The following is a 13,172-nucleotide window of genomic DNA, read 5'->3' on the forward strand; positions in this document are numbered from 1 at the left end:
ATCCTGCTGTACGGATGGTCGGGAGGGACCGTCTGATGGGGGGAAGTGGATACGGCGGCGCTCCGCCGGGTGCGCAGCCCGGCGTATGCGGATGCCGGGGGTTGCTCGCGTTCGTCGCGTCGGGTGGGGCCTCCCTGTCGTATCCACGCCCGATCGATGTCCTGGACGTCCGTCGTGGCCTAGATGCCGCCGTCTTCGCGGCGATGAATCTGTTCGATCAGCTCCGCGGCGAGGGACTTGATGGTTTCCAGTCCCGCCCTGCCCCACGGTCGGGGCTCGGTGTCGACGACGCAGATGGTTCCGAGGGCGATTCCGGTGCGGTCGATGAGCGGGGCTCCGAGGTAGGAGCGGATGCCGATCTCATCGACCACGGGGTTCCCTGCGAATCGGGGGTAGTCGCACACGTCTTCCAGGACCAGTGCCTTCCTTCTGACAACGACGTGCGGGCAGTACCCGTGGTCGCGGTCCATGAAGCGGCTGACTTCCCCGCCCACCGCGGTCACCGCCGCGCTGAGGGCGTGGTTGTCGTGGTCACCGGTCGGAGTGTGGAGGCCGGCGAAGAACTGTCGGTGCTCGTCGATGAAGTTGACCATGGAGTACGGCGCCCCGGTCACCCTGGCCAGATGGTGGGCGAACTCGTCGAAGGCGGGGTCGGGGCGGTCCCCGAAGCCGAGTTGGCTCAGCCGCTTGACCCTCATGGGCGCTTCCCTGTCGATGGGGGTCAGCAGCAGATGACCTGTGGGGTCGAACGTCATGTCGGTGCTCCATGGCTCGGCGCGGGGGCGGGGACCGGGGTGGTGAGGAGGTGTTGAACGAGGGTGACCAGGGTGCCGATGCCGGAGCTGGCGATCCGTGCGTCACACATCACAACCGGTACCTGGGGCTTGAGGTCGATGGCGGATCTGACTTCCTCCGCGTCGTACCGGTAGGCCCCGTCGAACTCGTTCACGGCGACGACGAATCCGATTCCCCGTCCCTCGAAGAAGTCCACTGCGGAGAAGGAGTCCTGGAGCCTGCGGGTGTCGGCGAGGATGACCGCGCCGAGCGCTCCTTCGGACAGCTCGTCCCACATGAACCAGAAGCGTTCCTGGCCCGGCGTGCCGAAGAGGTAGAGCACATGGCGTTCGTCGAGTGTGATGCGGCCGAAGTCCATGGCGACGGTGGTGGTCGTCTTGGATTCGACGCCTTCGAGGGGATCCGTGGCGGCGCTGACTTGCGTCAGCAGTTCCTCGGTACTGAGCGGGTCGATCTCGCTCACCGACCCCACGAAGGTGGTCTTGCCGACTCCGAAGCCACCCGCGACCAGGATTTTGAGAGCGGTCGGGAAGAGCGGATCGGCTGCGGTGCGCTCCGATGGGTCGAGATCGTCGCTCTCGCGACGCCCGGCCGGAAGGGCGAGGGAGAGCGGTCCTTGGCTCGTGGAGTCTGCGCCCGACGGACCTTCGGTCCGAGGGCCGTACTTCCATGAGCTGTCGACTTCAGAGCCGTCGTCGTAGGCCATCGAGCACTGCCTCCAGCAATGAACGGTCGGTCGGTGTGTCCAGGCAGCGGGGCGCTCGTGTGGTGACCGCCCCGCAGTCCACGAGATCGGAGAGGAGCACCTTGGTGACGACTGCGGGAAGCCTCAGGTGCGCCGCGATCTCGGCGACGGATGTCGGACCGTCGCAGAGCCCGAGCGCGAGCGCGTGCTCCGGTCCGAGGTTGCCCTTGGGTACGGTCCCGGTGGCCATGACCAAGGAGAGCAGGTCCAGCGGGGCCGTGGGGCGGGTGCGGCCACCGCTGACCGTGTAGGGACGGATGAGTCGGCCGGCGGCGTCGTCGAGTAGGGGGCCGTCCTTGGGCGCCGGCACGATCACTGCCCCGCGATGCCAGGCGCCCCGGTCGACTGTCTGGCCGGAGTGGTGAGGTACGGTCGGACGCTTTTCACGAGCATCGCCATTTCGTAGCCGAGTACGGCGGCGTCGGCCTCTCGACCGGCGAGCACCGCCAAGCAGGTGCCCGACCCCGCGGTGGAGACGAACAGCAGGGTCGAGTCGAGTTCCACCACTACTTGGCGCACCTCTCCCCCGTCGCCGAAGCGCGTGCCGGCGCTCCGTCCCAGGGAGTAGAGGCCGGAGGCAAGGGCCGCCATGTGGTCGGCGCTGTCGGGTTCCAGGCCGTGCACGGACTTCACCAGGCCGTCGGAGGAGAGCAGTACTGCATTGCGGGTGTACGGCACACGCTGGACCAGACCGCTGAGCAGCCAGTCGAGGTCCGAGGTATGACCGTTCGGCGCATCGCTCGCCATGGTGCATCTACTCCTTGGAGGTGTTGTCGTGGCGTTGCGTTGTGGTGGTCGGGGCGGCGGTTCCGGGGGCGAGGTCCGCTTTAAGCGGCTGGGCCTCGGCGAGGCCGATGCCCCGTTGGAAGGCCGCCATCAGCCCGGGGTCGTGCAGTGCGGCCTCGTCTTCCTTGCGGGGAGGGGGGCCCATCTTGAGCTGTGGAGCTATGTGCTCCTGACTGCGCCGCTTGGGGAGTTGGGGGCGGCCCATCGTGCCGCGCACTACTCCGGTGGGAGCCGACGTGATGGTGGCCGACCGGTCGGCGACGGGTGCTGCCGCTTTTCTCGTCGTGTAGTTGGCACCGGGCCGGGCCGCTGCGGGGTTGGGGCGGTCCACGTGTTCCGCCCGTACTGGAAGGGGGGCGAGGGCGGGGCTGGAGTGCGCCGGTTGCTGCGGGCGCGGCGGTTCGGGAGTTCGCGGCACGGCGGCCACCGGGGGTGGGTGCGCGTCCGACCGTGGTGTCTGTTGGGGCAACGGCCGGAGCTGGGGGGCCTGCTGGTGAACGGGTTTCGGCGCGGTCTGCGGGCGGTCGGGGATCGAGGGGGGCGAGGTGGTGATGGTCGTGGGGGGTTTACGTCGACGGCGGGTCCTGCCGGAGACCGGGTCGCTCTGCTGGAGGCCGCCGGGCTCGGTGCCCAGGAGTCCCTGGGGCAGGACGATCGTGGCCTGGATGCCGCCGTAGATGTTCGACTGGAGCCTGACGGCGATGCCGTGCCTGCGTGCCAGGGCCGAGACGACGAACAGGCCGATGCGTCCGTCCTGGAGCAGATGGGCGACGTTGACCTGATCGGGGTCGGCGAGCAGGGCGTTCATCTTGTCCTGCTCTTCGGTGGGCATGCCGAGGCCCCGGTCCTCCACCTCGACGGCAAGTCCCGCCGTGACGTGTTGGGCGCGCAGGAGCACCTGGGTGTGCGGGGCGGAGAAGACCGTGGCGTTCTCCACCAGTTCGGCCACCAGGTGGATCACATCGGCGACCGCATGGCCGCGCATGGTGCCGTCGATCGGTGGGACGAGCTTGACCCGCGGGTAGTGCTCGACTTCGGCGATCGCGGAGCGGAGCACCTCGGTCATCGTGACCGGGTGGGACCACTGGCGCCGGGAGATCGCTCCGCCGAGGACGGCGAGGTTCTCCGCGTGGCGCCGGATGCGGGTGGCGAGGTGGTCGACGTGGAAGAGGCCCTTGAGGAGTTCGGGGTCCTCGACCTCGTTCTCCAACTCGTCGAGGAGTTGGATCTCCCGGTGCACCAGTGACTGGAGCCGCCGGGCGAGGTTGACGAAGACTTCCACCTTCTGTTCGTTGCCGACGCTGCTGGAGAGTTGGGACGCCTGAACGACCGCGGCCACGGCTGCGTCATGGGATCGGCTGAGATCCCTGGTGACGAGGTCGAACTCGTCTCCGCGCAGGGTCCTGGGCTGCGGCGCTCTGGGGGCCGGGGGGCGTTCCCCGCGGCGCAGCCGCTCCACGACCTGGCGCAGGTCCTCCTGACCGCGTTCGATGGACCGACGCAGATGGGCGCAGCGGCCCAGTACGGAGGCTGCCATCCGGTCGGCGCCCAGGGCCGCCACGGCGACCGCCGCTATGGCGAGTGCGGCGGTACCGGTCAGTACGGCCCACAGGGCGGGGGTGGGGCGTGGTGCGGCGCTGTGCACGGTGTAGGTGACGGCGGTCGCACCGCTCAGCGCGGCGACGAGGGCCGGGAGTACCGCTGTACGGAGCAGTCGAGGTCGGATGTGGGACTCCGGCGGCAGCGGGAGCGGTCGCGATCTGCGTTGCGCGGGGGCTGAGCGGGTGCTCGACCGACCGTGACGCCCGCTCTCACGGCCGTCCGACCGTGTGGTGGGTGCGCGTTGGGGAGACATCGGCGTCCTCGGTACGTGGGGGTCCATGGAGGGTGGGGTGTACTGCACGGGGATGGGTGCCATGGGCTGTTTGGGACGGATTTCAATGGTTCTCTGACGCGACGGGTGTTAGCCCGCCGTTGATCACTGGCCACACACGGTAGTCGCGCTTGGCGCACACGCGACGGTCAGTCGGGAAAGTTCCCCAGCATTGATCCCGCTCTGGTATGAGGGCTCGCACTCCGGTGCGAAACCCCACGTCGGACGGGGGTCTCGAACGAAGCACCGGAAGGACGCGCCGGCGCAGCCCCCTGACCCGGATCCACCGTGAAACGCGTATCCCCCGCGCCGGCGCACAGGAGGGGCGAGCGGCGCGAGGGGGTCAGCGAGGTCTATCGACGCAGGTGAAAAGCGATCCCGCCCTGCCCACCGGAAACCAGAGGTACTTCCGTGACTCCCCTGAACTCTGGGCCAGTTGAGTTCTGTGGGATCCAAATTAACTCTGAGTCAGAAGTGATCTCACTTCAGGCGTACGTTCGAACGATCTCGTCCGGTGTGCACAAACGCTCCGAGGGGGCGAATGGTGTGCGCCGGTACGCAAGCGGCGCGGGCGAAACGAGTTGGTTTGCGATGGGGGCGCGCAATGCATAAACGGGGCAGGTCGCCTTGCTGCGGCGCAGCACGCCGGCCGGAGTCGGGCATGGCGCGCCAGGGTGCGAGCGAGGCATCCCGGTGGCGGCCGTACGGCGAAGGCGGTCCCCGTGGCGGCCGGAGGCACCAGCAGGGCCAGGCGGAACAGCAGAAGACGATCAAGCCCGGGGGTCCCTACCACGCACTGTCGGGGCAGCCCGGTGAACCTCCTGACGCCTGCCGAACCGAAGGCCGGACGCGGGCGCCGTAGCCACACCCCCGGGGGCGCCGAAACAGGCCAACCCTTGTCTCTGCGGTGCCCCGAGACGCCGCGACCAGCGGGGGCGAGCGCATCGGGGATGCCCCCGGGCGGAGCGGGTCAGCCGGTGGGCGCAGCCTCAGGACTCCCGGGGCCTGCACCGGAGCCCTGGGTCGGATGCTCCCCACCGATGGTGGTGGCGGTGCGCTGCGCGGTCTGTGTGGGGGAGGCAGCCCCCGGCGCGACGGCGGGCACACCGGGGGTCTCCCAGCCCCCCGGGGGCACGGAGGCCACGGAGCGCCACCACGGCTCGGCGGAGAAGGACGCCGAGGTCGACTCGAAGGGCTCACCGGGGCGGGGCAGCGCAAGGTGCGCGCCGGCCTCGGCGGCGGCGGCGAGCGTGCCTTCACCGGGATCGGCCCAGGCGTGGGGCGCCAGATTGAACGTCCCCCAGTGGATCGGCAACATCATCCCGAAGGGGCGATCACCCTGGAGGTCGAGATGGGCCTGCATGCCCTCGACCGGTGTCATATGGATGTCGGGCCAGTACTCGGAGTACGCGCCGATCTGGATCATGGTGACGTCGAAGGGGCCGTGCGCGGCACCGATGTCCTTGAATCCCGGGAAGTACCCGGTGTCGCCGCTGTGGTAGACCCGGTGTTCGGGGCCGGCAACGGCCCAGGACGCCCAGAGCGTGTGCTGCTGGTTGCGCAGTCCCCGCCCGCAGAAGTGGCGCGCGGGCGTCGCGGTGAGAAGGAGGCCGGCCACCTCTGCGCTCTCGTTCCAGTCCAACTCGCGCAGTCGGTTCGCCGCCACCCCCCAGCGTTCCAAGTGGGCGCCGACGCCCAACGGGACCGCGAAGACGGTCTCGGTGTTGGCGAGTGCCTTGATGGTGGGCATGTCCAGGTGGTCGTAGTGGTCATGGGAGATCACGACGACATCGACCGGCCCCAGTGCGGCAAGGGGGGCGGGGACCGGGTGGAGCCGCTTCGGTCCGGCGAAGGAGAAGGGGGAGCAGCGCTCGCCCCAGACCGGATCGAACAGGACCCGTCGCCCGTCGATCTCGGCGAGGACGGTGGAATGGCCCATCCAGGTGATCCGCAGCCCGGAGGCGGGGGGACGGGCCAGATCGGCCAGCGTGGTGGGGTGGAGCGGGATACGAGCCGTCGGTGCCCGTCGGACCCGCGCCTCCTTCTGGAAGTAGATCTTGGCGAACTCGACCATCGAGGCCCCGGACGGCCTCGTGCGGGCGCCCACGGGATTGAGGAACACGCCGTTGGCGTACTGCGGTGAGTTGCGGATGCGCTCCAGCCTCGCCCCCGCCGGGTCCGCGCCGAATGCGGCGGGGCGCAGTGTGCGCAGCCGTGCTCTCAGCGAGTGAGGGGAACCGGCTCCGGTCACGGCACCTCCAGGTGTTGGGGTCTTCTCATTATGTGCGCGGTGTGCGGCGGTGCGGGGTGGTGATCGGCCGGTTGGAACATCGGCGTCACCGGCATCGGCGGTGGAAGGGGTCGGTGTCGGTGTCGACGGGGCTCGGGCTCGCGCTGTGGGCGGTCGGCTGACGTCAGGGTCACGCAGAGGGGAACGCACGCCGTGCGGTTGGTGTTCCTGGGGCGCCTCCCGCGTTCCCGTGTTTTGGGCCCCATCCTGAGCATTGCGCACCCTCGACCGTGGGCAGGGTCTCTTTCCGGCCGTTCGAGTTCGGTGGCGCGGTCAGTCGCGCAGCCTTCTCGGACCGGGGTGGGGTCCCGGATCTACTCGGCCGCAGGAGTACGGGGGAACCGATTCCCACTGAGGCAGCCGTCGCTGGTTCGCGTTGACAAGCTGGTCAAACAGTCTCGATACTGACTGGCCATTCAGTAGATGATCCTGGTCGAGCGCCTGCCTCACCCTTGATCACCTTCTTGAGGAGGTTCCCGATGGCCGCCCCTCTGCTCTCACTCACCTGGACGGATCCGGTCACCGGGCGCCGGGGGTTCCTCGTCGTCGACCGACTGGTGCGCGGGGTCTCCAGCGGAGGTCTGCGGATGCGACCCGGCTGCACCTTGGACGAGGTGGCGGAACTGGCCCGCGGGATGACGCTGAAGGAGGCGCTGCACTACAACCCGGACGGCAGGTACGTACCGCTGGGCGGTGCCAAGGGCGGCATCGACTGTGACCCCCGGGACCCCGAGGCGTACGGGGTGCTGGTCCGCTACCTGGAGGCGACCCGTCCGTACATCGAGTCCTTCTGGACGACGGGCGAGGACCTGGGTCTGACCCAGGACACGGTGGACCGCGCTGCCGAGGAGGCGGGGCTGGTCTCCTCGGTCCAGGCGGTGTACCGGTTGCTCGATGACGAGGAATCGGCCCGGCGGCGGCTCCGGGACGCCTTCGACATCGAGGTGGACGGCATCGGTCTCGACGAGTTGGTCGGCGGCTGCGGGGTCGCCGAGTCGGTGCTGACCGCCCTCGACCGCGCGGACGTCCCGTACGCGGGCACACGGGTGTGCCTACAGGGGCTGGGCACGATGGGCGGGGCGACGGCCCGCTTCCTCGACCGGGCGGGGCTGAAGATCGTTGCCGTGGCCGACATCAAGGGGACCATCGCCAACCCGGACGGCCTCCCGGTCGAGTCACTACTGTCGGCCCGGGACGCCCACGGCACGGTCGACCGCTCGGTGCTCCGCGCCGAGGACCGGGAACTTCCCGGCGACGCCTGGCTGTCGGTGGACGCGGACGTCCTGGTGCCGGCAGCGGTCTCCTACGCCATCGACCCGGACAATCAGGCCGGGATCACGGCCCGCTGGATCGTCGAGGCGGCGAACATGCCGGTCGTCGCTGCGGCAGAGGAGTTGCTGACACGCCGTGGGGTGACCGTGCTGCCGGACGTGGTGGTCAACTCCGCCACGAATGCCTGGTGGTGGTGGACGCTCTTCGGCGACATCGAGGCCGACGCCGACCAAGCCTTCTCCCATGTCCGACGGTCGATGAGGGCCCTGGTGAGCGGGGTGCTCGAACGCGCGCAGAGCGACGGCACCACGCCCCGGGCCGCCGCCCACGCGCTGGCGGCCGATCGCCTGCCGACCATCGCCCGGCGCTATGGCTGAACCGCCGTGTCGGCATTGCCTACCGGGGCCGAATCGGCAACTGGCCGACGACGCCGGGGCCTTCGCCCAACCGGGGCCCGTGAGGTGTGACATCGACGCACCCAACCGAGTGCGGGCGGCGGTGAACTCGAAGACAGCCGCGTGTACGGCCGGGGACCGAGCGGTGCGCCCACAACCGGACGCCCGACGACGGCACACCGCCGATGCGGGCTCACAACCACCGGCGCCCTCGACCGTGTCGACCCCGGAGCAAGGGGGGCGTCGCCACCCCGTCGAACCGGGCCGTACGGGAGGACGAAACCCCCGCTGCAAGCGACTCACCAGGGCCGAACGTGATGTGGGCATGGCAATTTTCCAGGTCAAGATCAACTGTGTAGGGTTGCCCCGTGGCCAGAGTCCGATTGAGCGTGGCGGAGCGACGCGAGGAGATCCTCGGCGCGGCCGTTGAGCAGATCCAACTGCGCGGAGTGGCCGCGTTGCGGATCGCCGATGTCGCCGCAGCGCTCGGTGTGAGCAATGCGCTGGTGCTCTACCACTTCTCCAGCAAGGAGCAATTGGTGGCCGCCGCCTTCACCCACGCCGCCGACGGTGATCTCGCCCATCTACGGAAACTGCTCAGCCGGCGCACCTCGGCACTGCGCAGGTTGAGGACGGCGGTCCGGTGGTACGCACCGACCGGCCCGGCCAAGGGCTGGCGGCTGTGGATCGAGGGCTGGGCGGTCTCCCTGCGTGAGCCCGCACTCCGGGAGGTCGCCCGTGACCTGGATCAGCAGTGGAAGGCGGCACTGACGGAAGTCATCGCGGAGGGGGCCGAGGCGGGCGAATTCCCCTGCCCCGACCCGGCTGAAGCGGCCTGGCGACTCACGGCGTTCCTCGACGGACTCGCCGTCCAGATGACCTCGTACGCCGGTTCCCTCTCCCGTGCCGCCATGCTGGAGTGGACCGATGACGCTCTGGCACGTGAACTGGGCCTGAACCGCAAGGAACTCGCGGCGGCCCTTCGCTGACCCCCGGAGTGTGCCTCCGGCGATGGAACGTTGAGCTCCGCTGCCGGTCGTGCCATGTGGTCCGGTCAAGGATCCAGCCAACCTGCCGACCTCATGCGCAGCCGTGTCCCCACCTGCTCCCCCGTGCGTCGGGATTCCCTGCCGGTGAACGGCAATCAGCCGCTCGCGGGTCCGGGGCACTGGTGGCCGAACGCCAGGCAGATCGTCAACCCCCACCATTTCGGACACCGACCCCGAGTGGCAGCACAACGGCTACTGTGCGACTGTGTCGCACCTGTCTGAGCAGCAAAACCATCCTGCCTCCCCGCACCACCCTCACGATGTGCTCGTCATCGGAGGCAGCGGCGTGGCCACCGTCGTACGGGTCGGCTCACTGCCGGTACCCCTTGTGGACACCCATGGCGTCGCGCCCATCCATGAATGGCCCGGGCACACCGGGGGGAACGTGGCGTTGGGGTGCCGAGCACTCGGGATGAACGTCGCCTTCCTCGACTTCCTCGGTGACGACTGGGCCGGACGCCAGGTCCATGAACGACTCATCGCGGCCGGTGTGGCCTTCGACCCCCTCCTCTCCCCCACCGGTACACGTCGCGCCGTCAGTCTGGTCGACCCCTCGGGGCGCAAGGTGTCGTTCCACGACGGCCGCGACCCCGACGACCTGCGGATGCCGCGCGACTTCTACCTCCCCTATCTCCAGCGCGCACGCCATGTCCATCTGTCCGCCGTGGACTTCGCCCGGCACCTCTTCGACGACATCGCGGCCTTGGGTCTCTCCGTCTCCACCGACCTCCAGGACTGGGACGGCGTCGACGAACGTCAACGGGAGTTCGCACTCCGGTCGGACCTGGTCTTCCTCAGCTCTGCGGGGGCCGGCGAGCGCATAGCCTCCGTGATGCGGGACATCCTGCGCAACGGGCGGGCGCAGGCCGTGATCGCGACCGCCGGAGCGGGTGGCTCCTACCTCCTCCTCCGGGAGGGAAGCAGCACTCCCCGCCCCATCCCCGCCGCGATTCCACCCGCTCCGGTGGTGGATTCCAGCGGGGCGGGCGACGCCTATGTCTGTGGTTTCCTCTACGGTCTGCTGGCCGGCCAGGACCTGGAGACGAGCGCCCGATTGGGCGCGCGGGCAGGGGCTCATGCCTGTACCGGCGAGGGCAGCACCGCATTGATCAGCCAGGAGGAGTTGTTGTCGGTCGGGGTCTGACGGACCGACACGACCCGACGGCTGCCCCTCCAGAGCAGCACGGCGGTCCCACTGGGCCGTCCCGCTGTGCGTCAGGTCTGTCGCAGCGGCTCGTACGCCTGCTCCTGAAGCCCGAAGGTCCAGGCCACACCCTCCCGAGCGGTCCTCGTGGTGGGCGGCACCCGAAGCCAGTAGGTGCGGAAGGTGCCGTCGGGCTCCGCGGTGGAGTTGACGACCTCGACCATCACCACATCCTCGTCATCGGCCAGTTCGATCCGCCAGAGGATGCCCGACTCATCCTTGTGCATGGGCTTCGCGCCCGACTCGGCGAGGTAGCGGTCGTAGCCGTAGTGCTCCAGCATCACCCGGCGCAGTTCGGCGTTCTCCTCGTTGCGTATGCGTGAGGCATCGATGGAGGAGAGTTCGTCGAGGAAGGCCGCGGGCACCGGCATGCCACGCCAGGCATAGAGACTGAAGCCGTCGGGGAAGGCGAGCGCGGGACCCTCGCCGCTGTCGAGACGGCCGGCTTCGTCGCGGTGCAGTACGGTCGGACGCTCACACATCACCACGACCTTCTCGTGGGGCCACCACCAGCCGGCGTGGGCGGCGACTCTCGCGAGCCCGTCCAGACGCTCGCTGCGGCCGTCGAAGGCGGCCAGCCAGGCGGCATCGTGCTGGCCGAGGACGGCGTCCAGCAGCACATGCCGGACCGAGTGCAGAGAGGGCCGCTCTTCCGCGGTGGCCTCGTCGACGGCCCCAGACAGTGCCCCCGCAGCGCCTGTCGACGCCCGGGCAGTGGAGCGACCGGTCAGTTCGTCGACGACGCCGGCCCGGATGCGGTCGGCGAGTGCTCGTGTGGTGTCCCACAACCGGGCGCCGGTTGAGCCCCACAACTCCGTCCAACCCGCCGGACCCAACTCGTCGTGCACCCGACGGCGCTCCTCCGCCCACGGGCGGGTGCGCACCTGCTCCCGGACCGAGGGTCCGGCGCCGCTGAGGGCCCGCACCGCCTCGACGCCCGCCCGCGGCGATTCGACCCAGACGATGCGCTCGGGCTCGGCCAGCCCCGCGGTCCGGTAGGCCAGCCGTACGCCGTGCTCGGCGGCTGTCCGGTCCGCCGGTCCCGTCGCCGCGGCAACGGTCCGCCACTTGTCCACACTGTGGATGCCCTGGCTGGACTGCATGTGCTGGATCTGCTGCATGGGCTGCACGTCTTGCATAGGAATCCCCGTCCCCGTTCGACCGGTCTCACCCGGTGCCGTCTTGTTCTGCGTGCCGTTCTTCACTGTGATGTCGAGCGATGCGATGTGGAGCGATGTGATGTGGAGCGATGTGATGTGGAGTAGTGCGGTGTTGAGCAGTGCGGTGGAGCGTTGTGGTGTCAGTCGGCGACGATGCGCACCGCTCCCGGCAGGTACTCGCGCTGGCGCACCACTCGGTACCACCCCTTGGGGAGGGTGATCGCGGCGTGTTCCTCATGCACGACCCGACCGCCCTCGGGGAGGTGGAGCACCATCGGACCGAAGGGGCCTGGTTCCAGGACCAGCCGTCCCGGTCCCATCACCGCATGCGCATGACCGGTGACTTCGCCCAGAGCGAGCACCAGGCGACCCAGTCCGTCACGCGGCTGCGATCGGGCCTGTGCGATGTGTGATGGCACGGCTTCCTCCGTGACGGGCACGATCAGCACGTCTCCCTGCCGGTACATGGCTCTCCCCTCAACTCCCGGCGCCCGGTGCGCCGAAGCTGGAATCGACGCTAACCGCAGGGTCTGACAACGCACCGACGCAGTGAGCAGGAACGGCCCTGCGCGTCGCGTTGTCAGTGGGACTTGGTACAACTGCTCGGAACTGGCCGATCAATGTCGCCCCATCTGGAGCCCGTCATGACCATTTCCAGCCATTTGCACGAGCTGCACGGGTTGCCCGTGTTCGACTTCCCCACGGCCTCGGCCCAGGCGAAGACCGAGCTGCCGTCCGTGGCATCCGTGGCCTGGCGAGTCTCCGCCGAGTACGACGGGGAGGAGTGGGAGGACGCCTTCGCCCGCTTCGTCGCGGCGGTGGACACCACGGGGGTGCGGGCCCTGGTCGTCGGCCTGTGGAACGAGGCGTACGACCGAGGCCCGGAAAAGATCATCTCCACCCTGACGGAGTCCGCGGACGACTTCCCCGCCCTGCGGGCACTGTTCCTCGGCGACATCACGTACGACGAGTGCGAGATCTCCTGGATCCAGCAGGGCGAGGTCGCCTCCCTGCCCGAGGCGTTTCCCGAGTTGGTCGAGTTCGGTGTGCGCGGCGGCAGCGGCCTGCAGTTCTCGAAGATCCGTCATGCCAAGCTGCAATCGCTCGTGGTGGAGTCCGGTGGACTGCCGGTCGGTGTCGTCCGCGGCATCGCGGACAGCGACCTCCCCGCACTGGAAGGCCTCGACATCTGGCTCGGATCTTCCTGGTACGGGGCGGACACCGCGGTCGCGGACCTGGAACCCTTCTTCGCCGGCTCCCGCCTGCCCAACCTGGGCTATCTGGCGCTCCGCAACAGCGACATCCAGGACCAGATCGCGACGGCGTTCGCAGGTGCTCCCGTAGTGGCCCGCCTGCACACGCTGGACCTGTCCATGGGGACCCTCGGCGACGAGGGGGCGGAAGCACTGCTGAACGGCCAGCCGTTGACACACCTTCGGCGCCTCGATCTGCACCATCACTTCCTCAGCGCTCCCATGGTGGAGCGTCTGGAGGCCACTTTCGCGGGGACAGACGTGTCGATCGACCTGTCCGAAGCCGAGCTGGGCGAGACCGAAGCGGACGAGGACAACGACCACCGCTACACCTCCGTGGCGGAGTGACC

At 69.2% G+C, this 13,172-nt stretch carries 12 protein-coding genes; 4 read left to right on the plus strand and 8 right to left on the minus strand.

Going from position 1 to position 13,172, the window contains the following annotated elements; genetic code table 11:
- Positions 1-179 precede the first annotated feature (179 nt).
- The 6 genes from ACFXJL_RS19530 to ACFXJL_RS19555 form a co-directional block, all read right to left on the minus strand.
- Positions 180-755: a GAF domain-containing protein gene (locus ACFXJL_RS19530; RefSeq protein WP_358879260.1), complete on the minus strand. Its 576-nt coding sequence runs from the start codon at positions 753-755 to the stop codon at positions 180-182.
- On the minus strand, positions 752-1,501 hold the full coding sequence (locus ACFXJL_RS19535) for an ATP/GTP-binding protein (RefSeq protein ID WP_358879261.1): 750 nt from the start codon (positions 1,499-1,501) through the stop codon (positions 752-754). The genes ACFXJL_RS19530 and ACFXJL_RS19535 overlap by 4 nt, the downstream gene beginning before the upstream one ends.
- Entirely contained in the window at positions 1,479-1,850 is a 372-nt protein-coding gene (locus tag ACFXJL_RS19540) for a DUF742 domain-containing protein (RefSeq protein ID WP_358879360.1), read from the minus strand. The genes ACFXJL_RS19535 and ACFXJL_RS19540 overlap by 23 nt, the downstream gene beginning before the upstream one ends.
- A 2-nt stretch (positions 1,851-1,852) precedes the next feature.
- On the minus strand, positions 1,853-2,287 hold the full coding sequence (locus ACFXJL_RS19545; protein ID WP_329025116.1) for a roadblock/LC7 domain-containing protein: 435 nt from the start codon (positions 2,285-2,287) through the stop codon (positions 1,853-1,855).
- Between the two features lie 7 nt (positions 2,288-2,294).
- Complete coding sequence (locus tag ACFXJL_RS19550) at positions 2,295-4,181, minus strand: ATP-binding protein (RefSeq protein WP_358879262.1); 1,887 nt, start codon at positions 4,179-4,181, stop codon at positions 2,295-2,297.
- Positions 4,182-5,169: 988 nt separating this feature from the next.
- Positions 5,170-6,450, minus strand: a complete 1,281-nt coding sequence (locus ACFXJL_RS19555) for an MBL fold metallo-hydrolase (protein ID WP_384694055.1) — start codon at positions 6,448-6,450, stop codon at positions 5,170-5,172.
- A 518-nt stretch (positions 6,451-6,968) separates the two neighbouring features.
- Here ACFXJL_RS19555 and ACFXJL_RS19560 point away from each other — a divergent pair.
- From ACFXJL_RS19560 to ACFXJL_RS19570, 3 genes are all read left to right on the plus strand, one after another.
- Positions 6,969-8,138 (plus strand): Glu/Leu/Phe/Val dehydrogenase dimerization domain-containing protein, encoded by a 1,170-nt coding sequence (locus ACFXJL_RS19560; RefSeq protein WP_384694058.1) that lies wholly within the window; start codon positions 6,969-6,971, stop codon positions 8,136-8,138.
- Positions 8,139-8,524: 386 nt separating this feature from the next.
- Positions 8,525-9,145, plus strand: a complete 621-nt coding sequence (locus tag ACFXJL_RS19565; RefSeq protein WP_358879265.1) for a TetR/AcrR family transcriptional regulator — start codon at positions 8,525-8,527, stop codon at positions 9,143-9,145.
- 322 nt (positions 9,146-9,467) lie between these two features.
- Complete coding sequence (locus ACFXJL_RS19570) at positions 9,468-10,349, plus strand: carbohydrate kinase family protein (RefSeq protein WP_358879266.1); 882 nt, start codon at positions 9,468-9,470, stop codon at positions 10,347-10,349.
- Positions 10,350-10,420: 71 nt separating this feature from the next.
- Here the strand turns inward: ACFXJL_RS19570 and ACFXJL_RS19575 are convergent, their stop codons facing one another.
- Positions 10,421-11,494 (minus strand): DUF6745 domain-containing protein, encoded by a 1,074-nt coding sequence (locus tag ACFXJL_RS19575; protein WP_384694405.1) that lies wholly within the window; start codon positions 11,492-11,494, stop codon positions 10,421-10,423.
- Between the two features lie 215 nt (positions 11,495-11,709).
- Positions 11,710-12,036, minus strand: a complete 327-nt coding sequence (locus ACFXJL_RS19580; protein WP_358879267.1) for a hypothetical protein — start codon at positions 12,034-12,036, stop codon at positions 11,710-11,712.
- Positions 12,037-12,213: 177 nt separating this feature from the next.
- On the opposite strand from ACFXJL_RS19580, the gene ACFXJL_RS19585 reads away from it, so the two are divergent.
- Entirely contained in the window at positions 12,214-13,170 is a 957-nt protein-coding gene (locus ACFXJL_RS19585) for an STM4015 family protein (protein WP_384694062.1), read from the plus strand.
- Positions 13,171-13,172 lie beyond the last annotated feature (2 nt).

Source organism: Streptomyces sp. NPDC059256, assembly GCF_042753785.1.
Lineage (GTDB): Bacteria > Actinomycetota > Actinomycetes > Streptomycetales > Streptomycetaceae > Streptomyces.

Excerpts from the sequence above, each read along its gene's own strand:
- ACFXJL_RS19585 (WP_384694062.1), top strand. The coding sequence starts at position 12,214 with ATGACCATTTCCAGCCATTTGCACGAGCTGCACGGGTTGCCCGTGTTC.
- ACFXJL_RS19530 (WP_358879260.1), bottom strand. The coding sequence starts at position 755 with ATGACGTTCGACCCCACAGGTCATCTGCTGCTGACCCCCATCGACAGG.
- ACFXJL_RS19550 (WP_358879262.1), bottom strand. The coding sequence starts at position 4,181 with ATGTCTCCCCAACGCGCACCCACCACACGGTCGGACGGCCGTGAGAGC.
- ACFXJL_RS19545 (WP_329025116.1), bottom strand. The coding sequence starts at position 2,287 with ATGGCGAGCGATGCGCCGAACGGTCATACCTCGGACCTCGACTGGCTG.
- ACFXJL_RS19580 (WP_358879267.1), bottom strand. The coding sequence starts at position 12,036 with ATGTACCGGCAGGGAGACGTGCTGATCGTGCCCGTCACGGAGGAAGCC.
- ACFXJL_RS19535 (WP_358879261.1), bottom strand. The coding sequence starts at position 1,501 with ATGGCCTACGACGACGGCTCTGAAGTCGACAGCTCATGGAAGTACGGC.
- ACFXJL_RS19560 (WP_384694058.1), top strand. The coding sequence starts at position 6,969 with ATGGCCGCCCCTCTGCTCTCACTCACCTGGACGGATCCGGTCACCGGG.